At 69.6% G+C, this 21,030-nt stretch carries 25 protein-coding genes, 1 tRNA gene and 1 pseudogene; 10 read left to right on the forward strand and 17 right to left on the reverse strand.

Features of this window, described 5'->3' with window-relative positions; all coding sequences use genetic code 11:
- Positions 1-19: 19 nt before the first annotated feature.
- Genes msrB through gpmI form a run of 3 tightly spaced genes read right to left on the reverse strand, consistent with a single transcriptional unit; the run spans position 20 to position 2,364 of the window.
- Positions 20-502 carry a peptide-methionine (R)-S-oxide reductase MsrB gene (gene msrB, locus IQ220_RS09060; protein WP_186698862.1) on the reverse strand — a complete coding sequence of 161 codons (483 nt, stop codon included), beginning with the start codon at positions 500-502 and terminating at the stop codon, positions 20-22.
- Positions 503-534: 32 nt separating this feature from the next.
- Positions 535-765, reverse strand: a complete 231-nt coding sequence (gene secG, locus IQ220_RS09065) for a preprotein translocase subunit SecG (protein WP_186698864.1) — start codon at positions 763-765, stop codon at positions 535-537.
- A 24-nt stretch (positions 766-789) separates the two neighbouring features.
- Positions 790-2,364 (reverse strand): 2,3-bisphosphoglycerate-independent phosphoglycerate mutase, encoded by a 1,575-nt coding sequence (gene gpmI / locus IQ220_RS09070; protein WP_193914579.1) that lies wholly within the window; start codon positions 2,362-2,364, stop codon positions 790-792.
- A gap of 308 nt (positions 2,365-2,672) precedes the next feature.
- Here gpmI and pyrR point away from each other — a divergent pair, with 308 nt between their 5' ends.
- Complete coding sequence (gene pyrR / locus IQ220_RS09075) at positions 2,673-3,209, forward strand: bifunctional pyr operon transcriptional regulator/uracil phosphoribosyltransferase PyrR (protein WP_193914474.1); 537 nt, start codon at positions 2,673-2,675, stop codon at positions 3,207-3,209.
- A 28-nt stretch (positions 3,210-3,237) separates the two neighbouring features.
- Here the strand turns inward: pyrR and IQ220_RS09080 are convergent, their stop codons facing one another.
- From IQ220_RS09080 to IQ220_RS09090, 3 genes are all read right to left on the reverse strand, one after another.
- Positions 3,238-3,456, reverse strand: coding sequence for a ferredoxin-thioredoxin reductase variable chain (locus tag IQ220_RS09080; RefSeq protein ID WP_186698868.1), 219 nt, complete (start codon positions 3,454-3,456; stop codon positions 3,238-3,240).
- Positions 3,457-3,509: 53 nt separating this feature from the next.
- Positions 3,510-4,271, reverse strand: coding sequence for a hypothetical protein (locus tag IQ220_RS09085; RefSeq protein ID WP_225875895.1), 762 nt, complete (start codon positions 4,269-4,271; stop codon positions 3,510-3,512).
- 180 nt (positions 4,272-4,451) lie between these two features.
- Positions 4,452-6,032, reverse strand: coding sequence for an Hsp70 family protein (locus IQ220_RS09090; RefSeq protein WP_193914477.1), 1,581 nt, complete (start codon positions 6,030-6,032; stop codon positions 4,452-4,454).
- 84 nt (positions 6,033-6,116) lie between these two features.
- Here IQ220_RS09090 and IQ220_RS09095 point away from each other — a divergent pair, with 84 nt between their 5' ends.
- Both IQ220_RS09095 and IQ220_RS09100 read left to right on the forward strand, forming a co-directional pair.
- Positions 6,117-6,347, forward strand: coding sequence for a DNA-directed RNA polymerase subunit omega (locus IQ220_RS09095; protein ID WP_186698872.1), 231 nt, complete (start codon positions 6,117-6,119; stop codon positions 6,345-6,347).
- 20 nt (positions 6,348-6,367) lie between these two features.
- A complete protein-coding gene (locus IQ220_RS09100; protein ID WP_186698874.1) occupies positions 6,368-6,814 on the forward strand; it encodes a DUF1818 family protein in 447 nt (148 codons plus the stop codon).
- Here the strand turns inward: IQ220_RS09100 and IQ220_RS09105 are convergent.
- Positions 6,754-7,647 carry an NAD(P)-dependent oxidoreductase gene (locus tag IQ220_RS09105; protein ID WP_193914479.1) on the reverse strand — a complete coding sequence of 298 codons (894 nt, stop codon included), beginning with the start codon at positions 7,645-7,647 and terminating at the stop codon, positions 6,754-6,756. The two genes, IQ220_RS09100 and IQ220_RS09105, sit on opposite strands and share 61 nt — an antisense overlap.
- Positions 7,648-7,992: 345 nt before the next feature.
- Here IQ220_RS09105 and IQ220_RS09110 point away from each other — a divergent pair, with 345 nt between their 5' ends.
- The gene (locus IQ220_RS09110; RefSeq protein WP_370566400.1) at positions 7,993-8,316 is read left to right on the forward strand and encodes a DUF2811 domain-containing protein; all 324 of its coding nucleotides are present in this window, start codon (positions 7,993-7,995) and stop codon (positions 8,314-8,316) included.
- Here IQ220_RS09110 and IQ220_RS09115 read toward each other — a convergent pair.
- From IQ220_RS09115 to IQ220_RS09145, 7 genes are all read right to left on the reverse strand, one after another.
- On the reverse strand, positions 8,292-9,056 hold the full coding sequence (locus IQ220_RS09115) for a hypothetical protein (protein WP_186698879.1): 765 nt from the start codon (positions 9,054-9,056) through the stop codon (positions 8,292-8,294). The two genes, IQ220_RS09110 and IQ220_RS09115, sit on opposite strands and share 25 nt — an antisense overlap.
- A complete protein-coding gene (locus IQ220_RS09120) occupies positions 9,056-9,526 on the reverse strand; it encodes an EVE domain-containing protein (RefSeq protein WP_193914481.1) in 471 nt (156 codons plus the stop codon). The genes IQ220_RS09115 and IQ220_RS09120 overlap by 1 nt, the downstream gene beginning before the upstream one ends.
- Before the next feature lie 62 nt (positions 9,527-9,588).
- Positions 9,589-11,007 (reverse strand): UDP-N-acetylmuramoyl-L-alanine--D-glutamate ligase, encoded by a 1,419-nt coding sequence (murD, locus tag IQ220_RS09125; protein ID WP_193914483.1) that lies wholly within the window; start codon positions 11,005-11,007, stop codon positions 9,589-9,591.
- Between the two features lie 35 nt (positions 11,008-11,042).
- Positions 11,043-11,114: transfer RNA gene (locus IQ220_RS09130), tRNA-Val, on the reverse strand.
- Positions 11,115-11,140: 26 nt separating this feature from the next.
- Entirely contained in the window at positions 11,141-11,299 is a 159-nt protein-coding gene (locus tag IQ220_RS09135) for a hypothetical protein (RefSeq protein ID WP_193914485.1), read from the reverse strand.
- 96 nt (positions 11,300-11,395) lie between these two features.
- Positions 11,396-12,178 (reverse strand): photosystem II S4 domain protein, encoded by a 783-nt coding sequence (locus tag IQ220_RS09140; RefSeq protein WP_193914487.1) that lies wholly within the window; start codon positions 12,176-12,178, stop codon positions 11,396-11,398.
- Positions 12,178-12,729, reverse strand: coding sequence for a hypothetical protein (locus IQ220_RS09145; RefSeq protein ID WP_370566401.1), 552 nt, complete (start codon positions 12,727-12,729; stop codon positions 12,178-12,180). The genes IQ220_RS09140 and IQ220_RS09145 overlap by 1 nt, the downstream gene beginning before the upstream one ends.
- 39 nt (positions 12,730-12,768) lie before the next feature.
- Between IQ220_RS09145 and serA the strand changes: the two genes are divergently transcribed.
- The 4 genes from serA (at position 12,769) to IQ220_RS09165 (ending at position 16,336) form a co-directional block, all read left to right on the forward strand.
- Positions 12,769-14,355 carry a phosphoglycerate dehydrogenase gene (gene serA, locus IQ220_RS09150; protein ID WP_193914490.1) on the forward strand — a complete coding sequence of 529 codons (1,587 nt, stop codon included), beginning with the start codon at positions 12,769-12,771 and terminating at the stop codon, positions 14,353-14,355.
- Positions 14,356-14,384: 29 nt separating this feature from the next.
- Positions 14,385-15,308 (forward strand): 50S ribosomal protein L11 methyltransferase, encoded by a 924-nt coding sequence (prmA, locus tag IQ220_RS09155; protein WP_193914492.1) that lies wholly within the window; start codon positions 14,385-14,387, stop codon positions 15,306-15,308.
- Between the two features lie 165 nt (positions 15,309-15,473).
- Entirely contained in the window at positions 15,474-15,773 is a 300-nt protein-coding gene (locus tag IQ220_RS09160) for a ferredoxin (protein WP_186698895.1), read from the forward strand.
- 107 nt (positions 15,774-15,880) lie between these two features.
- Complete coding sequence (locus IQ220_RS09165) at positions 15,881-16,336, forward strand: hypothetical protein (protein WP_193914583.1); 456 nt, start codon at positions 15,881-15,883, stop codon at positions 16,334-16,336.
- Positions 16,337-16,367: 31 nt separating this feature from the next.
- On the opposite strand, the gene psbV is transcribed toward IQ220_RS09165, so the two are convergent.
- A complete protein-coding gene (gene psbV / locus IQ220_RS09170) occupies positions 16,368-16,901 on the reverse strand; it encodes a photosystem II cytochrome c-550 (protein WP_186698899.1) in 534 nt (177 codons plus the stop codon).
- A gap of 218 nt (positions 16,902-17,119) precedes the next feature.
- A pseudogene (gene rnz / locus IQ220_RS09175) lies at positions 17,120-18,058 on the reverse strand (ribonuclease Z); the annotation flags it as partial.
- A gap of 91 nt (positions 18,059-18,149) precedes the next feature.
- On the opposite strand from rnz, the gene IQ220_RS09180 reads away from it, so the two are divergent.
- Together IQ220_RS09180 and IQ220_RS09185 are read left to right on the forward strand one after the other, a co-directional pair.
- On the forward strand, positions 18,150-19,445 hold the full coding sequence (locus tag IQ220_RS09180) for a SpoIID/LytB domain-containing protein (RefSeq protein ID WP_193914496.1): 1,296 nt from the start codon (positions 18,150-18,152) through the stop codon (positions 19,443-19,445).
- A gap of 1 nt (position 19,446) precedes the next feature.
- Positions 19,447-20,208, forward strand: coding sequence for a glucosamine-6-phosphate deaminase (locus IQ220_RS09185; RefSeq protein ID WP_228009042.1), 762 nt, complete (start codon positions 19,447-19,449; stop codon positions 20,206-20,208).
- Between the two features lie 19 nt (positions 20,209-20,227).
- Here IQ220_RS09185 and IQ220_RS09190 read toward each other — a convergent pair whose 3' ends face one another.
- Positions 20,228-21,013 (reverse strand): YebC/PmpR family DNA-binding transcriptional regulator, encoded by a 786-nt coding sequence (locus tag IQ220_RS09190; protein ID WP_193914498.1) that lies wholly within the window; start codon positions 21,011-21,013, stop codon positions 20,228-20,230.
- Positions 21,014-21,030 lie beyond the last annotated feature (17 nt).

Consider the following 21,030-nt stretch of genomic DNA (forward strand, 5'->3'; position numbering starts at 1 on the left):
CAGCACGGTTTGCGGACAATCAGCTGGGCACGAAGCGCAGGGCGACACCGTTGTTGCAGTAGCGCTTGCCCGTGGGCCTGGGGCCGTCAGCGAAGACATGGCCCTGGTGGCCGCCGCAGCGACGGCAGTGGTATTCGGTGCGGGGCACGATCAGCTTGAAATCCTTCTTGGTGCCGATGGCGTTGGGCAGGGGGTCCCAGAAGCTCGGCCAGCCGGTGCCGCTGTCGTACTTGGTGCTGGAGCTGAACAGGGGCAGGTCGCAGCCGGCGCAGCTGTAGGTGCCCTGACGCTTTTCGTCATTGAGCGGGCTGGAGAAGGGGCGCTCGGTGCCCTCCTGGCGCAGCACCTTGAAGGCCTCGGGGCTCAGTCGCTTGCGCCACTCCGCTTCGCTCAGTTGCCAACTCGGGTCGTTGGCCTCTGCAGAGGCATCCGCCCGGCATCCTGTGGCCAGCAGACCGGCCAGGCCCGAGGCGACGCCGGTGAGCAGGTTGCGACGGGACATCGGCATCAGAGAGGGGAAGGCAAGGGGCGGGCTCAGGCCAGCCAGCCGGCACTCAGCACCACGGCCAGGGCCAGGAACAGCACCAGCAGGGTCCAGGTGACGCGGTTGAGGGTCTGTTCAGCGCTGCGGGCGCTGGTGAACATCGAGCCGCCGCTGGACGCCAGGCCACCCATGCCGTCGCCTTTGGGGCTGTGCAGGAGAATGGTCAGGATCAGGAGAATGCCGGTGGCGGCCCAGACCCAGGCCATCACGGAAGCAACCATGGCTGCGGGTGCGGTTGCCGCAGGCTAGACGCTCAGGGTCTGCGGCACCCGGTTCTCCGCCACGGTGACGGTGCTCGGCTCCACCAGGGAGGTGCCGGTCATCAGGCTTGGCTTGGGAAGCCCCAGGATCTCCAGCAGGGTGGGGGCAATGTCGGCCAGTCCGCCGTGCTCCCGCAGGGTCACGGCGTTGCCGTGGCCGGGCAGCTTGCGCCGCTCCCCCTCCACCAGGATCACAGGCACCGGGTTGGTGGTGTGAGCTGTCCAGGGGCGGCCATCGCTGCCCACCATCACCTCGGCATTGCCGTGGTCGGCGGTGATCAGCAGCGTGCCGCCCATGCGATTGGTGGCTTCCATCAGGCGGCCCACGCAGCGGTCCACGGTGCCGATCGCCTCGGTGGTGGCCTGGATCTGGCCGGTGTGTCCCACCATGTCGGGGTTGGCGTAGTTGATCACCACCAGGGCATAGAGGCCCTTGCGGATCGCCGCCACGCAGCTCTCGGTGAGCTGTTCGGCCGACATGGCCGGAGACTGGTCGTAAGTGGCGACCCTGGGCGAAGGCACCAGGTGCCGGTCTTCCCCCGGGAAGGCCTGCTCAATCCCGCCATTCATGAAGTAGGTGACATGGGGGTATTTCTCCGTTTCTGCGGTTCGGAACTGGCGCAGGCCCGCCTCCGACACCGCCTGCCCCAGGAGGCCATCGAGGGATTCCGGTGGGAAGGCCACCTCAACCGGCAGGCCCCGCTCGTACTGGGTGAATGTGACCACCTGCAGCCTGGGGGGATCGGCGCGGGGGAAGCCCTCGAAGTCGCTGAGCACCAGAGCGCGGACCAGTTGCCGCACCCGGTCGGGACGGAAGTTGAAGCAGATCAGGCCGTCGCCGGACTTCAGATGGCCCTCGCTCAGCCGCACCGGCTCCAGGAATTCATCGCCCACGTCGGCCCCATGGGAGGCGGCGATGACCTCCGCCGCTGACTGACCCGTGGGCTCTCCGGGCTCGGTGTAGAGGCGATAGGCCCGCTCGGTGCGCTCCCAGCGGCTGTCGCGGTCCATGGCCCAGTACCGCCCGCAGGCGGTGGCGATGCGGCCGACCCCTGCCGACGCGATCTGGGCCTCGACCATCGCCGCGTAGGTGAGGGCGCTGGTGGGGGCCGTGTCGCGGCCATCGGTGATCAGATGCACACACACATCGCTCAGACCCCGTCCGGCGGCCCACTGCAGCAGGCCTCCGAGGTGGCTGATGTGGCTGTGCACCCCGCCATCGGAGCAGAGGCCCAGCAGGTGCAGGGTGCCGCCGCTCTGAAGCAGGGAATCGGCCAGGGTGTTGAGGGTGCCGTTGCGGGCCAGGGAGCCATCGCGGACGGCCTGGGTGATACGCACCAGTTCCTGGCGGATGACCCGACCTGAGCCAATCGTGAGGTGGCCCACCTCGGAATTGCCCATCTGATCATCCGGCAGGCCCACGGCGGCGCCGCTGGCCTCGATCAGGGTGTGGGGATAGGCGTGCCAGAGGGCATCCATCACCGGTGTGTCGGCGAGGCGGATGGCGTTGTTGGTCTGTTCGCGGCGGTGGCCCCAGCCGTCGAGGATGGCCAACACCACGGGAGCCACGGAGCCGGAGCCATCAGCTGAGCGCCCCTGCAGCCTGGAGGCCGACGCACCCTCCCTGGAACCCACGGCTGATTGCTGGGAGGGCTTTGCTGACACCCGGCTCACCTCACATGCTGGAAAGTGTCTTCGGGAGTCAACTTACAGCCCGTTTGTAACGGTCTTGCGTTGCTTCCATTCAGCGTCAGGTTTTGGTCACACTCCTGACGATGGGCGGCCCTGCCAGTTCTCCGATAGCCGGGCTGGCTGGAGCCTCGCTCTGCCTACGATTCAGTTTGAGTGCCCTGGAGCTTTCTCTGCGCATGGCCAGGCTGGCACTTCTCTCCAGCGGTGAGCTGGCCCGCACCCTCGATCGGCTGGCCACCCAGGTGCTGGAGGCCGAGCCGGACGCTGAGGCGCTGCTGTTGCTGGGAATCCCCACCAGGGGCGTGGCCTTGGCCGAGGTGCTGGCCTCAAGGCTGGAGCAGCTCAGCGGCCAGTGCGTGGACCGGGGCGCCCTCGATCCCACCTTTCACCGGGACGACCTGGATCGGGTGGGCACCCGTCTGGTGCAGCCCACGGCCCTGCCGGTGGCCCTGGAGGGACGCCATGTGCTGCTGGTGGATGACGTGATCTTCACGGGCCGCACGGTGCGGGCTGCCCTGGAGGCGCTGCAGGCCTGGGGGCGCCCCAAACGGGTGAGCCTGCTGGTGATGGTGGACCGGGGGCACAGGGAAGTGCCGATCCAGCCCGACTTCTGCGGCCGCGTGGTGCCGACCAGCCGCCAGGAGTCGATTCAGCTCTGTCTGCGCGGCATCGACCCGGAAGAGGGTGTCTTTCTGATCCGCCCCTCAACCTGAGAGAGCGCGGCCCGGACATGGGCCCGGCTCAGGCGGCTTCGAGCTCGTCGGGGCGGAAGTGGGCCCTGAATTTTCCGAACACGACGATCACGGGCAGGGTGGGGCTGATCACCCGTCCTTTCCATTCGTTCAGCACCGTCTTCACTTCACCCTGCTGACCCTTCAGATCAAAGGCCTCGCCGCGGTGTTCGGGATGGTGATACACCACCACGCTCTGGCAGACCCTGACCTGATCCCCTGGCTGCATGAACGACCCGACACTCAAGGGCACAATCTTGTCATGGCGCGCCTGAGCCTTCCTCAGCGCTGACAACCGCTCTCCGGCCCGGCCTCGACCACCTCGCCGCCGAGGGCCCGGCAGGCGGCCTCGAAGGCGGCCCATTCATCCATGCCGGCAGCGATGCGCTGCTGCACTTGCCGGTCCAGCTGCTCAAGGGGTACCGAGTGGGGCAGGGCGCCATGGCCATCCCGTTGGCGATCTGGACCGCGCAGGCTGCCGATGCCCACCTGGACCTCCTCCCTGACGGCCTCACTCTGCTGCTTCCACCAGGGATGGTCGATGCGGTTGAGGGCCTCAAGGGCCTCCCACCAGCGCTTCTCCTGACTCAGGCGCTGGGCCCGCTTCAGCTGCTGCTGGTTGCGGCTCCAGATCTCCCTGAGCCGGTTGCCCAGGGACCGCCGGTCGGGGCGCTCGTGCTCGCCCATGGGTTCGAGCAGGGCGAGGCTGCCCTCGAGATCGCCGGCTTCAAAGCGGGCCATGGCCCGATCCTGAAGGGCCACCTGCCAGGCGTCGAGGCGTTGGCGGTCTTCCGGCCGGGCCGCTTCGGAATTGACCAGCTGCAGCTGCAGCCGCAGGGCCTCGCCCCACTGCTCCTCCTCCCACAACTGGCCGGCTTGACGCCGGCGGCACTGGCCCTGCTCCTGAGCAGCGCCGCCGCCCAGCCAGCGCAGGGCCTGCAGCTGGGCGCCATAGCGCAGGCAGGCGTCCAGGTCGCCGCGTTCGGCGGCCGTCTCAAGACGGCCAGGCAGCTGGCGTTCCCACCACCAGGCCCCCCCCGCCATCGCGGCCACCAGCCCGACAGCAACAGCAATCCAGACGCGAGGTCGCCGAAGCGGACGCAGGGCCAAAAGGGGGCAGATCCCAGCAATGCAGTTCCCATGTAAGCGCCCCCGCTGCGCTCTGGCAGGCCCTGCCAAGGACTGGGGGCCTGGGCCATGCAGAGCCGATCCGGTGAATCCGTCTCAGCGGACCGGCCCCAGGGGCCGCTCTGGGCCCTGCTCCTCGGTGAGCAGGTCCGTGACGCGCAGCACCAGCTGCCCCTGGGCATCGATCCCGAAGCTCAGGCGCAGCCGATCCACCCCCTGGCTGCCGGGCGGATCGAGGGGCAGGGCCACCAGCGGCTGGCTCCAGCGCCGCACGCCGGCCTCGCCGGCCTGGCGTCGGCGCAGCACGGGCAAGCCGTCTTCGAACAGCACTTCGCGCCGTTGCTCGTCAACGGGCTCCCCGAAGATCAGCTCCAGTTCCCGCTGCCCGTCCTGACTGCAGGCCAGCACCAGCTCCAGGGGGCGTTCCGTGGGCCAGCTCTGGCCTGCCACGAACAGGGCATGCCAGTGGTGGCAGGCGCTGCGCCGATCCCAGCAGCGCAGGCTCACGCCATGGCTGAGCACGTCATTGACGCGGACGCCCGGGGTGAGGGCGAGGGCGCCGAGGGCGACGGCCTCCACCGGCCGCTGGTCGCGGATGGTCACCCCTGGGCAGCGTCTGGCCAGCCACTCCCTCACGGCTCCCAACTGGCTGCCTCCCCCCACCGGCAGCACCGCCCCGATGTCGCCCAGGCCCATCCCGGCGCGGCGTCCGGCGGCCAGGACCTGCTCCAGCAAGGCGTCGAGTTCCTCCAGCAGGCCCTGCTGCTCCAGCAGCGCGTCGAGTTCACTGCGGTTGAGCCGCCACTCCAGCGGCGCCCCGCCGGGTGAACTCACCAGCACCCGCGCCTCGGGCACCTGGCTGAGACGGCACTTGAGCCGTTCGGCCCCATCCAGCAGGGCCGGCTCGGCCTGGCCGTCGCTGCCCAGCTCGCCGCAGAGATGGTGGGCGATCCAGCGATCGATGTCGCGGCCGCCCAGGGCCACGCCGGCCTTGCCGATCACCGTGGCGCAGCGCAGGGCCTGGCGGCTGCTGCCGAGGTCGCGGCCCGCGAAGCGGAGCAGCTGGGCAATCGGCATCGCCCGGCCCTCGCCCCCCTCCAGCCGCACCAGGGAGAGGTCGATCGTGCCGCCTCCCACGTCCACCACCAGCACGGTGCTGCCGGCCGCCAGCCCGGCGCCGATCGCCGCTGCGGTGGGCTCATCCACCAGGGCCACCTCGGCCACATCCAGCGCGCTGCAGGCCTGCAGCAGCCAGTTCCGATAACCCCGGTAGCCCTCGATCGGGGCGGTGAGCACAAGCCGGCCGGGTTCCAGGTCGGGCGGCAGGGCCTCCCAGAGCAGCCGCAGCAGAAGGCTGGCGCTGGTCTCCGGGGCCAGCGGCAGGGCGCTGGCGTCGTTGCTAGCGGCAGCGGTCGGCGCCGGGCCAGCGCCGATCCGGCGTTTGAAATCCCGCTGCAGCTCCACTCCGGTGGACTGGGCCAGACCTGCCTCCAGCACCTGGCGGCCCACCAGGGGTCTGGGACTGTCGGCGCTGGCCAGCCACAGCAGCGAGGGGATGACCGGCGGCTCCTCCAGGCTGAAGGGGGAGAGGGCCAGCAACACCGGAACCCCCCCTGGTGCCTGATAGGCCACCACGGTGGTGCTGCTGCCGAGATCAATGGCGAGCGTGCCAGCCATGGCGTCCTTCTAGACGGTCGGAGTGGGGGTACGGGAGTTCCCGGGGTAGTGGCCTACGCTTGATGCTCTGTGGTAATCGATCCGATGCAACGTGGTCTGGACGTGAATGCCAAGGAACTGGCCCAGCGGGCGGAGAGCCTGATCCGCCACTCCAGCAACCGCTACCTCACCACGGTTCGCATCGCCTTCCGCGCCAAGCAGCGTCGTTTTGACGACTTCGACGGTCTGCTGGACGAGTCGATGATCAAACCCGTGCAGCGGGCGATTGTCGAACTGAGCGACGAGCAGGATCAGCCGGCCCTGTTGCCTGGCTGACCGACGCAGTCCCCCTGGCTGTGGAGGTTCTCGAGGGTCAGGGATGGCGGTTGGTGGTGGACCCCTGCCGCGCCCCCTGGCCCGTGCTGATCGGCGCTGAGGGGTGGGCCGCCGAACTCAGTGCTGGCGAGGCCCGCCTGCTGGCGAGCGGTGTGCAGGAGCTCGCTGCCCAGCTGGAGGCCCTGGCCGATCAGCTGATGGCGGAAGAGTCCATCACCCTGGAATTGGAGCGACCCTGTGGCGCCGGCTCCCTCTGGCTGGAGATCGAGGGCCACCGCAGGGCCTGGGCCCTGCGGCTCGTGCTGGCCCCGGGCCCGGAGCGGCGCGGCATCGAGGGGCGCTGGTGCCCTCAGGGCAGCGCCGCCATCGCGGCAGCCCTGGAGCAGGCCCTGCAGGGCTTGGAGCTTCAAGCCCCAGAGCTTTCAGCTTCCCAGCAGGGGCCCGTGAGCTCATGCAGGGCGCTGTAGTCGAGGCCATCAAGGGGGCTGCCGGCTGCCCGTTCCAGCAGCGCCGCCAGGCCCGCCAGCCCTTCGGTGTGCAGGCCCTGGCGCTGGGCTGCCTGCAGGAACAGGTTCAGGTCCTTGCGCAGGTGGGCGGTGGGGAAGTTGGGATTGGCGTAGTCGCCAGCCACCATCCGGGGGAGCTTCTTGTCGAAGGTGGGGGCATGCAGGGCACTGCCCCGCAGCAGGGCGAGAAAGCTTTCCCTCTCCACCCCGGCCGCCTGAACCAGCTGCAGCGAGAGGCTGAAGGCATGGGTGAGGCTGGCGATCAGCTGGTTGAGGGCCAGTTTGGTGTGCATGGCCCGGCCCACCGGACCCAGATGGATGGGCTGGGGCCCCAGCTCCCGCAGCAGGGGCAGGGCCTCGGCAAACAGCTCGGCCGGCCCCGCCGCCATCACCTGCAGGCGGCCGGCCAGGGCTTCCGGCCTGCTGCCCAGCACCGGTGCCTCCAGGTAGCGGCCGCCACGGCCCGCGATCGACTCCGCCAGCTCCTGGCTTTCCCATGGCCCGATGGTGCCCATCTGCACCACCCGCAGGCCTGCCAGCTCCAGCTCTGGCTGCTCCAGCAGCACCTGGCGGCAGGCGCTGGCATCTGACAGCACGGTGATCACCCAGCTGCAGCCCTGCGTCGCGGCGGCGGGGCTCGCGCAGGCCAGGGCACCGCAGGTCTCCAGGGCCCGCAGCCGGGCAGGGCTGCGGTTCCAGGCCTGAACGCTGTAGCCCTGCCGCAGCAGCCGTTCGGCGATGGCGCCTCCCAGCAGTCCGGTGCCGAGCAGGGCGATCGGGGCGGCAGTAGGCATCGGCGGACTCCGGGGGCCCCCAGCTTGTGCCGCTGATCCCGGCTGAGACGGTTCCGGTTCAGCCTGAGGTGATCAGCAGTGCTGATTGTTCCTGCCCTGCTGGAGATCCCCCAGGCCAGCCCCTCTTTTTCCACAGGTTTTCCCGGGGGGCCTGTCGCCCCGGCCTGGCACCTGCCCGGTCCTGGGGAGAGGGGGCGCAGTGAGGGGCTTGGCGCCTCGCTCCCCTTGACAGGTCGCTCTCGAGGCTGGCGAGCCTTGGCAGGGGAGCGCCGTGGCGGGAGCACCCCTGCTGCAGCAGGCGATCTCAGGGTGGGAGCCCCTCTGCGTGGCCCGGACCGGCGGCATTTGACCCTCCGCACGACCTATGGGCTACTGGGTGACGATCGCCGGGCTGAAGCCGCTATGACCAACGCCGATGGCAGGGATGGTTCGGTCGACGCCTCTGCCCCTGAGCCCTCCCCCACCGTGAGCCTGCAGGCCTGCGTCCCCGAAGGTTTGCTGCGCAGCATGCGGCTGTTCATCGAACGTCACCCCCACTGGGATCAATACCGCCTGGTGCAGGCGGCCCTGGCGGGATTCCTGGTGCAGAACGGAGAGCCGAGCCGCGAGCTCACCCGCACCTACCTGGCCACCCTGTTCCCGACTCAGGCGGAGTTCAGGGGCCGTTGAGCCGGGATGCCGAAGAGCTGGCGGTAAGCGGCGGTCTGGATGCAGGTGGCCACCGGCAGGGCCACCACCAGCCCCAGCAGCAGGCCCAGGAACCCTGCCAACACCACCAGGATCAACACCAGGGTGAGCCCGAGGGCCTGGAGCCAGTGGGGATCAATCGCCCGGCGCCCCTCTCGGAAGGCCCCAAGCGGCGAGGCCTGGCCGAGCACGCTGATCGGCAGGCAGAGCAGTTGGTCGGTGGCCAGGTACACCGTCACGGCCCAGCCCGCCAGCAGCGGCAGCCACGACAGCAGCGGTTGGATCAGGGCCAGCAGCCAGCCGCTGGCCTGGGCGAGCCGGGCAATGGCGCCCAGCACCAGCAGCACCAGCCCCAGGGTGCCGGCTCCCCGCAGCATCGCCCGGCCATCGGGCCGCAGCATCCGGCGCAGCCGGGGTCGGCCATGGTCCAGAGCCGTGCTGGCGCCGTGCAGCAGCCCCACGGCCAGCCAGAGATTGCTGAGTCCCCAGCAGAACCACGCGATCACGAGCAACAGCTGGGCGCCGGCGTCCGGCTGGCCGAAGGGCGTCAGCAGCTGGTCCTGCTGAAAGCGGATCGCCAGCTGGCAGAGCAGGTTCGCTGTTCCCAGCACTGTGGTGAACAGCACGAAGGGAACAGGCGTTCTGATGAAGGCCTGCCAGCCCTCCTCCACGGCCCGTCGGATTGCGATGGCGGGTGTGGCCGCGGCCACCGGATCAGCCATCAGGTTTCCCCGGGGCCGGCGGCGAGGAGCGTCTCGAGTCGCCGGGCGGTGGCCTCCGGCACGGGCAGGATCGACAGCCGGTTGCCCCGTTTCACCACGCCCAGCGCCTCAGGGGTAAAAGCCTGCCGCAGGGTATCGAGGCTCAGCATCCGGGGGTAGGTGGTGCGATAGCGCAGGCGGACGCAGTCCCAGCGGGGGGTTTCCGGGGAGGCGGCGGCATCGAAATACTTCGAGGCCGGATCGAACTGGCTGGGATCCACCAGGTGGGTTTCAATCACCTCCATCAGGCCGACGATGCCCGGTGGCTTGGTGTTGGAGTGATAGAAAAAGGCCAGATCTCCCGGCACCATGCTGCGCATGAAATTGCGCGCCTGGTAGTTGCGGATCCCATCCCAGAGCGTGGTGCCTTCCCGCCGCAGGTGGTCGATGCCGTAGACCTCGGGCTCGCTCTTCATTAACCAGTAGGCCATCGCACCGCCAGCCAGAAACCCATGCTAGAGGCAGCGCCGGAGGGTGACAGGGGCCGGCATGATCAGGTCTTGAGGTTGAGCACCAGCTCGCGGAAGTGGTTGCCGCGCGCCTCAAAATCGCTGTACTGATCGAAGCTGGCGCAGGCTGGTGAGAGCAGCACGGCCCGGCACGCCAGGCTCTCGGCGGCCTGCCGAGCCAGGGGCACGGCGTCCTCCAGTCCCTCACAGTGATGCACCACGCCTGCGAATCCTGCCTGCTGCAGCAGGGTCCCGAACCGCTCACGGGCCGCGCCGAACAGCACCACCGCCAGGGCCTTCTGCCGGAGGGCATCCAGCCACTGGCGGGCCTCACCGAGCTTGGCCTGCCCCCCGGCCAGCACCACCAGGGGACCCTCGAGGGCTCGCACGGCCACCACGGCGGCGTCGTAGTTGGTGGCTTTGCTGTCGTTGTAATAGGTGATGCCCTCCAACACCTCGATGCGTTCCAGGCGGTGCGGCACCCCCTGGAACAGGCGGAAGGCCCGCTCCATGCTGGGGCCGTCGAGGCCGGCTTCCAGGCCGACGGCGGCGGCAAGCAGCATGTTCTGAAGGTTGTGCTGCCCTGGCATCTGCAGACAGGTGGCGTCCATCAGATCGTGGGCGTGGCCGCCTCGCTCCTGCCAGATGCGGCCCCGCTCGATCCAGAGCAGGGGCTGGATCGAGGGCGGCAGGGCCTGTCGCGGCCCGGCGCTGACCCAATGGGCTCCCGGCCAGCTGTCGGCATGGCGGCGCAGATCGGGGTCGTCGGCATTCAGCAGGCGCACGGCGCTGTGCTCCAGCAGGCTCCGCTTGATCGCCCGGTAGGCCTCCAGGCTGCCGTGCCGTTCCAGGTGGTCAGGGGTGAGCGTGGTCCAGAGGCCCACCCGGGGCGCCACCACCTGAGCCGCCTCGATCTGATAGCTGCTCAGTTCCACCACCATCCATTGCGGCAGCCCCTCGGGGGCGCTCAGCCGCTCCAGCACCAGCTCCGCGGCGGAGAGGCCCACGTTGCCGGCCATCGGCGCATCGATGCCGTTGCTGTTGAGCAGGTGGTGCACCAGATGGGTCACCGTGGTCTTGCCATTGGTGCCCGTGATGCCGATCCAGGGCACCGGTCGGCTGGCCTCCCAGGCCGGCACCAGTTCCCCATCCACGCGCACGCCGCGGCGCCGCAGATCCTCCACGGCCGGATGGTCCCAGCGAATGCCGGGGCTCAGGATCAGCCGCTCCAGCTGGGGTCCCAGGCTGTCGAGCGCCTTGGCCTCCAGGGGGATGCCCAGGCGTGCCTCGATCCCCAGCTGCCGCAGCTGTTCAGCACGCCGGCGCTGCTCGGCGTCATCGGCCGAATCGATCACGCACACCCGATGGCCCTCCCGGTGGAGCAATCGAGCGGCGCCAGAGCCGGAGCGTCCGATCCCCACCACGGCGGTCAGACCCTCACGGCGCAGGGGCGTGGTGGACATCGGGGGCGGCGCTGCAGGGCGCCGGTTCAGACAAGTGGGCGATACTGGAATCGAACCAGTGACTCCTACCGTGTCAAGGTAGTGCTCTACCTCTGAGCTAATCGCCCGTAGGACGGGTTTGAGGTGTGACGGTTCAAGCCTGAAGCTGGATGCTGATCGGCTTGATGTTGAACGGCTTGATGCTGAACGAAACCCTGAACGGATAGCTCAGCCCAGGAACGTCAAACAACGAAATGACGACGACGCTGGTGGTGAGCAATGACCAGGCCGGAAGCCTGGATTCAGTGATCAACGGATCCCGTTCTGGAGCGGGATGCCATCGCTGCCGTGCCCTGCCATGACAAGGTGATTGGAACCTAGCAGTCGGAGCTCCTGCAACCAGCCGCCATCAGCGGCGCTGCAGGGTGATGCGGAAGCGGTCGCGCTTGGTGGGGCTGATCGCCTCCACCTGCAGCTCCCCCTTGCCGCTCAGCTGCACCCGGTCGCCCTCCACCAGTTCGTGGCCGGGGCGGGTCACCGCGGCCCAGTTGAGCCGCACCTGTCCGGCGCGGATCCAGCTGCCCATCCGACTGCGCGAGACGCCGAAGCCGGCGGAGGCGACCGCGTCCAGCCGCCTGGAGGCCTCCACCGTGTCGATACGGCGCGGCAGGCGGCGCCCCGGAGGCTGCAGTTGCTCCAGGGGCAGGGGCTCCAGGCTCACCGGCACGCTGCGCACCCTCAGGTCCACCGCCTCGGGGAGGGCCCAGCTGGTGGCGATCACGGCCTGGGCGCCACGGTCGCCGCGCAGCCAGAGATCGCCGAGGGCTTGCGGCGGTAGCCCCGCGGTGGTGAGGCTGGCGCGGAAATCGGCTGGTTCAGCCGGATCGAACAGGAAATTGCCGTTCAGGCTGAGGCCACCCAGGCCGGCCTCCACCGGATCGCACCCCTGGACACCGTCCCGCCGGCTGAGCAGCAGCCGGCGGCGCTCCGCCCCGCTGTAGCCCCCCTCGGCATGGAGCTGCAGTTCGGCCAGATCGCCCAGCCGCTGCTGGGCCTCCTCCAGCACCGAGCCCTCCAGAAAACCGCTCCAGAGGGGCTGCCAGGTGTGCAGCACCCGTTCGGCGCTGGCGATCAGGGCCTCCAGCTCGGCCGGATGGCGGCTGCCCGACAGCAGGTCGCGGCGGGGCAGCATCAGCGGTCTGCCAGGCGCACCACCGCCAGGGGCCGGTGCTGCTGCAGCAGCAGCCAGGGCATGTCCACGCCGCTGGCGGTCTCAGCCAACAGCAGCCAGCTGCCTTCCTCCAGCCGGTTGCGCAGGCCGCGGATCCTGTCGTCGTCCTCGGAACTCACGCTGGCCGCGGCGGCGAAACTGCCCATCCAGCCCGACACCAGACCCAGCAGGGCTCCGATCAGGTGCTGGCTCCAGGCCCCCGCAAAGGCGAAGGTTTCGAGATCGGTGATGTAGGTGAAGGTGAGCCCGGCCATGAAGCCGAAGGGCAGCAGCCAGCGGGCCATGCTGCGCTGCCTGTTGCGGCGCGCCACCGCTGGATTGAGGCGGGGCACGTCATCGAGGCTGCTCTCCTGGGCCCCGATGGCCACCAGCTCCGCCAGGGGAGGCTGCCGCTCGGCCAGGCACTCCTGGCACTGCTTCAACCGCTTGCGGTCGTTGAACACCACCACCACGCTCGTGCCCACGCCGCCTTGCCTCAGAAATTCGGTCTGCGCGGCATTCTCGCTGCTCACTACACTTCACCTCCGGCTTACCCACCCCACCTGCCGGGCATGACAAAGGTTCTCGTCTCCGATCCCATCGACCAGGCGGGGATCGACATCCTCTCCGAGGTGGCCCAGGTGGACCTACGCTCCGGTCTCTCGGCCGCGGAGCTCAAGGCCTGCATCGGTGGCTACGACGCTCTGATGATCCGCTCCGGCACCACGGTGACCGCCGAGGTGATCGAAGCCGCCGACCGCTTGCGCATCATCGGTCGGGCCGGCGTCGGCGTCGACAACGTGGACGTGCCTGCGGCCACCCGGCGCGGCGTGCTGGTGGTGAATTCGCCTGAGGGCAACACGATCGCGGCCGCCGAGCACGCCCTGGCCCTGATGCTGTCGCTGTCGCGCCACGTGCCCCAGGCCCACGCCAGCACCCTGGCCGGTGGCTGGGACCGCAAGACCTACGTGGGCAATGAGCTCTACAAGAAGAAGCTCGGCGTGGTGGGCCTCGGCAAGATCGGCTCCCACGTGGCCCGGGTGGCCAAGGCCATGGGCATGGAGCTGCTCGCCTACGACCCCTTCGTCTCCCCCGAGCGGGCCCAGACGATGCAGGTGAAGCTGCTGCCCCTGGCCGAGCTGTTCGCCGAGGCCGACTACGTCACCCTGCACCTGCCCCGCACGCCGGACACCGAGAATCTGGTGAACGCGGCGTTGCTGCGCACCATGAAGCCCACGGCCCGCCTGGTGAACTGCGCCCGGGGGGGCATCGTCGATGAGGCGGCCCTGGCGGAGGCCGTGGAGGCCGGCGTGATCGCCGGCGCCGCCCTGGACGTGTACGCCAAGGAGCCCCTGGCTGCCGACTCGCCCCTGCGGCTCGTGAAGGAACGTCTACTGCTCACCCCCCACCTCGGGGCGAGCACCGCCGAGGCCCAGGAGAACGTGGCCATCGATGTGGCCGAGCAGATCCGGGACGTGCTGCAGGGCCTGCCCGCCCGCAGTGCGGTGAACATCCCCGGCCTCAACGCCGAGGTGATGGAGCAGCTGAAGCCCCATCTGCAGCTGGCCGAGACCCTGGGGCAGCTGCTCAGCCAGCTGGCCGGCGGCGGCATCAGCGAACTGGAGGTGCGCCTGCAGGGGGAATTCGCCAGCCATCCGGCCCAGCCCCTGGTGGTGGCCGCCCTCAAGGGAATGCTTTCCACCGCGCTCGGGGATTCCATCAACTATGTGAACGCCAGCCTGGAGGCCAAGGAGCGCGGCATCCACGTGCTTGAGGTGAAGGATGACGCCGCCCGCGACTACGCCGGCGGCTCGCTGCAGCTCAGCTCCCGCAGCAGCCTCGGCAACCACAGCGTCACTGGAGCTGTGTTCGCCGATGGGGAGTTACGGGTCACCTGCATCGACGAGTTTCCCGTGAGCGTGAACCCGAGCCGCCACATGCTGTTCACCCGTCACCGGGACATGCCAGGCATCATTGGCCAGATCGGTTCGGTGCTGGGCGAGAACAACGTCAACATCGCCTCGATGCAGGTGGGCCGCCGCATCGTGCGGGGGGATGCGGTGATGGTGCTCAGCCTCGACGATCCGATTCCGGCCAGCCTGCTGGCCCTGGTGCATGAGATCACCGGCATCCAGGAGGCCCATCCGGTGACCCTCTGAACAGGCCTGTTCCCCCGCCGCGATCAACCATGACCCTGTGCTGGTGGCGGCTGGAACTCCCTGTGCCGCCCGAACTGGAGGAGTCGCTGCTGTGGAAACTGCAGGACCTGGGCCTTCCCCGGGTGGCGATCCGGCATCGGCCTGAGCGACCAGACCAGCGCCTTCTGCAGGCCTGGCTGCCGGCCATCGACTGGCCTGAGCCGGAGCGGCGCCAGCTGGAGGCTGCCCTGGCCCAGCTGGCCGATCCCTTTGGGCTGGTGTTCCCGCCCGTGTCCTGGCAACAGCAGGCCGACGAAGACTGGAGCAGCAGCTGGAAGCAGCACTGGCGGCCCGATCCAGTCGGGCAGCGGCTGCTGATTCTTCCCGCCTGGCTGGATCGCCCTGCGGAGCACGCCGACAGGCTCGTGATCCGCATGGACCCCGGCAGCGCCTTCGGCACGGGCAGCCATCCCACCACCCGCCTCTGCCTCGAAGAGATCGAGGCGCTGCTGGCGCAGCAGGGGGCGGCGGGCTTCAGCCCGGCAGGGGAGGTCAGCGTGGCCGACCTGGGCTGCGGCAGCGGCGTCCTCGGCATGGCGGCCCTGCTGCAGGGCGCCACCCGGGTGGCCGCCGCCGACACCGATGCCCTGGCTGTGCGCGCCACCCGGGCGAACGCCACCATGAACGGCTGTGGCGAGCAGCTGCAGGTGGTGCAGGGCTCAGCAGCGGAGCTCGCGGCCCTGCAGGCCGGCCAGCGGGCCGACCTGCTGCTCTGCAACATCCTGGCGCCGGTGCTCGAGGCCCTCTGCCCCGCCTTCAGCAGCCTGCTGGCTCCTGGGGGGGTGGGCGTGCTCAGTGGCCTGCTGGAGGATCAGACACCACGCCTGCAGAGGGTTCTTGCGGCCGAAGGCTGGCTCAGCAGCCTGGCGCGCCGGCAGAGCGGCTGGGCGCTGCTGCGGATCCGCAGGGCCTGAGGCCGGGGCCTGATGTCGCATAAGGCACGCTGATCTGTGTCTGCCCTTTGATTGGCCTTCCAGCCCTCGGGCCCCGAAATCGACAGGAACGGCCTGTGGCGGATGTATGAAGGGCGGGTCCTACAGGCCCGGTTGCCCGGGTGCCTGTGAGCCCCAATCCCTTCCATGGCTTCCTACAAGGTCACCCTCATCAACGAGAGCGAAGGCCTCAACAAGACCATCGAGGTTCCTGACGATCAGTACATCCTCGACGCCGCTGAAGAGCAGGGCATCGACCTCCCCTACTCCTGCCGCGCCGGTGCCTGCAGCACCTGCGCCGGCAAGCTGTCCTCCGGAACCGTTGACCAGTCTGACCAGAGCTTCCTCGACGACGACCAGATCGAAGCTGGTTTCGTGCTCACCTGCGTGGCTTACCCCACCAGCGACTGCACCATCAAGACCCACTCCGAAGAAGAGCTCTACTGAGTTCTCAGGCTGTCTGACGGCAGGCCTCAGGCCTCTCGTCTTCCCGTTCTGACCATGCCACCCTGATGGGTGGCTTTTTCATGCCCTCCCAGCCGCCTCCCGCCTTGATGCTCGGTTCTGGTCGTGCCTCCACCAGCGCCCCGCTGCCTCGGCCCGATCAGGAGCTGCTGGAGCCAGGCAGTGTGCACGCCAGTCCAGGCGGCCAGTACAGCTATCGGGTGCTGGGGGCCTGCTGCCGGCTGTTCGACCGGGAAGACCTGCCCTGGCCGTGCTGCCGGCTGGCCTGGCGCAGCAAGGAGCCCAGCTGGCGGCGGGTGGGCCGGCGCTTCGTGGCCGACCTGGCCGCCCGCCGCTGTCCTTCCTATGCCGTGGAGCTGCTCCAGCCTGGCTCCCGGCCCACCGCCACGGTGATCACCCTGTTCCCGGTGCGCCTCGCCGGCGGCCTGCAGGAGTGGTGGTACAGCAAGTTGCCCAGTTCCTTCGACCCCACCAACCAACAGCCTCCAAGGGCCGCTCCCCCGCCGTCCAGCCAGCAAAAAGCCGGTGTGGGGGACACCGGCTGAGGCTTCACAGGACCGCTGGAATCCAGCGGGCTCAGAAGTAGATCTTGCCGCCGCCCCACTGCAGGCCCTGGGCCTTGGGCGCCACCAGGATGTAGCCGGCCATCAGGCGCAGGTCGTCGTCATCGAGATCGCGCATCTTCACGAACACGTCGCTGCTGCGCATGCTGGGATGCAGGTCGGCAATGCTGTATTCACCGTCGTAGCTGGTGGGGTCTTTCATGTAGTCCACCAGGGCCTCGACGTTGTCGCGGGCCGGGGTGGCCAGGGCCAGGGTTTCGGGATCGAGCCCCACGTTCTGGTTGGTCTTGGTGATGCCGCCGGCGTGGCACTCGCCGCAGCTGTTGTTGAACAGCTTGCGACCGCCCTTGATCTCCGCTTCGCTGAAGGTCACCGCGGTGCCGTCAGGGCTGGCGGGAACGGTGAGCTGCTCGCTGGTCCACTGGGCGGCCAGGGCCTGGCCGCCGAAGCCGAGGCAGAGCAGCAGGGCCAGGGGCAGCGCCAGCAGGGCACGGGCAGCGGCCCGCAGCACTCTGCGAAGGGCCGATGGGGAGAAGGTTGAGGCCATTGGGGGAAGCCGGCGGTGTGGCAGTGGGAGGTGGGGCGACGGAAACCGCATCGGAGACCTTGTATCACGGGCAACGGGGCCGTAGCGGCGCAGTCGGGAGAACTGTTGCAGGGCTAGGGCTGTGGGGCCGCCCGTGCTCGGCGTCTTGGGCTGGCCCTGGGGGCGGCGGCGCCGCTGCTGGGGGCAGTCGCGGCCTCGGCCGGTGGCTCGGCGGGGCCGGGCACCACGTCGAGCGTCAGAAAGTCCTTGGCCAGAAGCGTGTTGGCGAAGATGGCGCGTGCTTCCTCCACGAGGTCCTCGGCGCTGATCGCGTTGCCGGCCACGTAGCGCGGGCTCAGATGGGTCAGTGCCAGCTGCTTGACCCCGGCGGCCAGGGCCGTCTGGGCGGCCATGGTGCTGGTGGAGTGCTGGCGCTGGTAGGCGAGCTCCGCCTCCCCATTGGAGAAGGTGCTCTCGTGGATGAGCAGATCGGCGCCGCGGGCCAGCTCCACGGCGGCCTCACAGAACACCGTGTCGGTGCAATACACCATGCTGGCGCCGGGCTGGGGCGGGCCGCAGAGGCTGCTGCCGCGGATGATCCGGCCGTCCTCCAGGCTCACAGTCCGCCCCTGCTTCAGCTCGGCATAGACGGGCCCGGGCGGGATGCCCAGAGCCTGGGCCCTGGCCACGTCGAAGCGCCCCGGCCTCGGTTTCTGGTCCACGCGGTAGCCGAACGCCGGCACCCGGTGGGTGAGGGGGGTGCAGCGCACGGTGAGATCTCCGTCGTCCAGCAGCAGATGGCCCTGCTCGGCCGCCTGGCGCACCTGGTGATGCCGCAGGGGATAGCCGATGCGGGTGGAACTGGTGTGCAGCACCCCCTCCAGGTAGTCGCGCAGGCGATCGGGGCCGTAGAGGTCGATGCCGCTGCAGCTGCCGGCCATGCCAAGGCTGGCGAGCAGGCCCGGCAGGCCAAAGATGTGGTCGCCATGCATGTGGGTCACGAACACCCGGCGCAGCTGGCTCACGCGCAGGGAGCTGCGTAGAAACTGGTGCTGGGTGCCCTCGCCGCAGTCGAACAGCCAGAGCTCGCTGCGCTGCGGCAGGCGCAGCGCCACGGCGGAAACATTGCGGCTACGGGTGGGAACGCCGGAGCTGGTGCCGAGAAACGTGACCTGCACGGGCCTTGTGCCTCCTGCGCATGCTGCCACGCCGGGGCTGGCGGGCTGCCAACAGCATCGCCACAATGGGGGGCCTTCTGCCGGCCCACCTGTGGCGCTGCACTCCCTGATCTCCCGCCGCTCGGCTGTGATCCTCCCCCTGGCCCTGGCGCTGCCGGTGGTCGCCCTGGTGCCCAGTGGCAGCGAGCTGCAGGCCCAGCAGGGGGAGCCAGAGATCCGGGTGCTGTTGGCTGAGGGCAACGAAATCCGCCTGAGTTCGCTGCGGCAGCCCCTGGTGCTGCGCAGCGGGGCCCGCTCGCCCGCGCTGCTGGAGCTGGCTCCGGCCACTGCCTTGGTGCTACGGCTGCAGGGGGGGCGCCTGCAGGTTGAGAGCGAGGCGGGCTCCAGGGAACTGCCGGCCGCCACTGGCCTCTGGCTGGAGGCCAAAGAGCCCGGCGTGGGCGCCCGGGAGGCCTTGTTCCAGCTGCAGAAACGGCACTACCGCGGAAGGTTGATGCTGCGCCGCGAGGGCCAGACCCTCCAGGCCATCAATCACATCGGCCTCGAAACCTATCTCCCGAGTGTGGTGGGTAGCGAGATGCCGGCCAGTTGGCCCCAGGCCGCCCTGCGGGCCCAGGCCGTCGCGGCCCGCACCTACGCCCTGCGCCAACGCAAGCCAGGCTCCGCCTTCGACGTCACCGCCACGGTGAGCAGCCAGGTGTACAAGGGTGTGGAGGCCGAAACCGACTCCACCCGGAGCGCCGTGGCCAGCACCCGCAGCCAGGTGCTCTTCTACCAGGGCAAACTGGCCACCACGGTGTTCCACAGCAGCAGTGGCGGCCGCACTGAGAACAGCGGCGATCTCTGGACACGCCAGCTTCCCTACCTGGTGAGCGTGCCTGATTTCGACCACAACAGCCCTGTGCACCAGTGGGAGAAGCCTCTGCCCCCGCAGGCTCTGCGCCAGGCCTTCGCCGAAACCGGGGGGGTGCGGCGCATCGATGTGCTGGCCACCACGGCCACCGGCCGGGTGCGGCAGGCCAGGGTGATCGGCCCGGCCGGCACCCTGGTGGTGACCGGCCCCCAGCTGCGCAGCCGCCTGGGCCTGCGCAGCACCAAGGTGCGTTTTGAGGTGGTGGAGCCCAGCCGTCCCCTCACCCGGGGCCTGCCCACGCCGCCGCCGCCTGTGCTGGCGGTCTCCAGGGTCTCCACGACCCCCTTGGCTCAGCCGTTCCCCGCCGTGGATTCGGCCACCGAGGCCCCTTCCCTGCTGGCGATCGGTCGAGGCTTCGGCCACGGGGTGGGCATGAGCCAGTGGGGCGCCCTGGCCATGGCGGAACAGGGCCGCAGCCATGAGACCATCCTGAGCCACTACTTCAGGGGCACTCAGTTGCGCCGCTACCCCTAGCTTGAGCCGCTCTGAGGAGCTGGAGCTGATCCGGTTTGAGAACGCCGCAGCCGTGGCGGACCATCTGGCAGAGCGCCTCTGGCAGCAGCGCCTGGCGACTCCCCAGCAACCCCTGGGGCTGGCCACAGGACGAACCATGGAGCCGGTTTACGCCGCTCTGGTCAAGCGGTGGCACCGGGCACCCGAAACGGAGCGCCGCTCCGTGCGCCGTTCCTGGCTCAGCTTCAATCTGGATGAGTACGTGGGCCTGGCCCCCGGTGATGGCCGCTCCTTTGCGGCTTTCATGCAGGAGCGGCTGGCCGGCCCCCTGGGCCTGAAGTCCAGCCAGGTGCGGCTGCCCGATGGCCTCGCCGCCGACCCCGCTGCTGCGGCCGCGCGCTATCGGGCGTCTGTGGCCGCTGCGGGGGGGATCGGCCTGCAGGTGCTTGGGCTTGGCCTCAATGGTCACGTGGGCTTCAACGAACCTCCCTGCGCTGCCGATGCCCCCTGCCGCTGTGTGGCCCTCAGCGCCACGACGCGTGAGCAGAACAGCGGGGCTTTCGGCGGCGACCTGGCGGCCGTGCCGGCCAGGGCAATCAGCCTTGGACTGGCGGAGATCCTCGCTGCCCGCGCGATTGTGCTGGTGGTCACGGGCGGCGCCAAGGCGGCCGTGCTGCGGCGGCTGCTGCAGGATCCCCCCAGCGCCCTGCTGCCGGCGAGCTGGCTGCGCAGGCACCCCGCCGTCACGCTGCTGGCCGACCAGGCCGCCCTCAGCCTGGCCTGACCGGGCGCCAGAGCGGGATTCACTCCGCCATCAGGGCCTCCAGCAGGGCGTCCTCGGCCTCCAGGTTGGAGGTCACGTCGCGCACGTCATCGAGATCCTCCAGGGCATCGAGCAGGCCCAGGCATCCCCGCAGCTGCTCGGCCTCGTGCAGCGGGCAGGGGGTCTGGGGAATCCAGCGGTGCTCCCAGCCTTCCACCGTGAAACCTGCTCCCTGCAGAGCCTCCTGCAGGGCTTCCAGGGCACTGAAGTGGCACTGCAGCTCCACTCCCCCTGCCTGGAGCTCGTAGTCCAGGGTTGGGGGACCACCGGCGGCCTCGATCGCCTCCAGCCCCTCCAGCAGGGACAGCTCCAGCCGTTCCGGGGCGAGGGGTGAACCGAGGCTCACCACGCCGCGCTGCTCGAACAGATAGCTGACGCAGCCGCTTTCCCCCAGGTTGCCGCCGTGCTTGTTGAAGGCCAGGCGCACGTCGGCGGCGGTGCGGTTGCGGTTGTCGGTGAAGGCCTCGATCAGCACCGCCACGCCGCCTGGCCCGTAGCCCTCGTAGCGCACGTCAGCGAACTGCTCCCCGCCACCGCTGAGCTGCCCTGATCCCTTCAGGATTGCCCGCTCGATGTTGGCGTTGGGAACGCCGGCGGCCTTGGCCTTCTCGATCGCGGTGCGCAGCTGGAAGTTGCCACTGGGGTCGGCGCCGCCGCGGGCGGCCACGCTGATCTCCCGGCCCAGACGGGTGAACACAGCTCCCCGCTTGGCATCCACCACCGCCTTGGTGCGCTTGATCTGGGCCCATTTGCTGTGGCCGGCCATCGGAGCTGGGAGGTGGT

The sequence above is a fragment of the Cyanobium sp. LEGE 06113 genome (assembly GCF_015207615.1).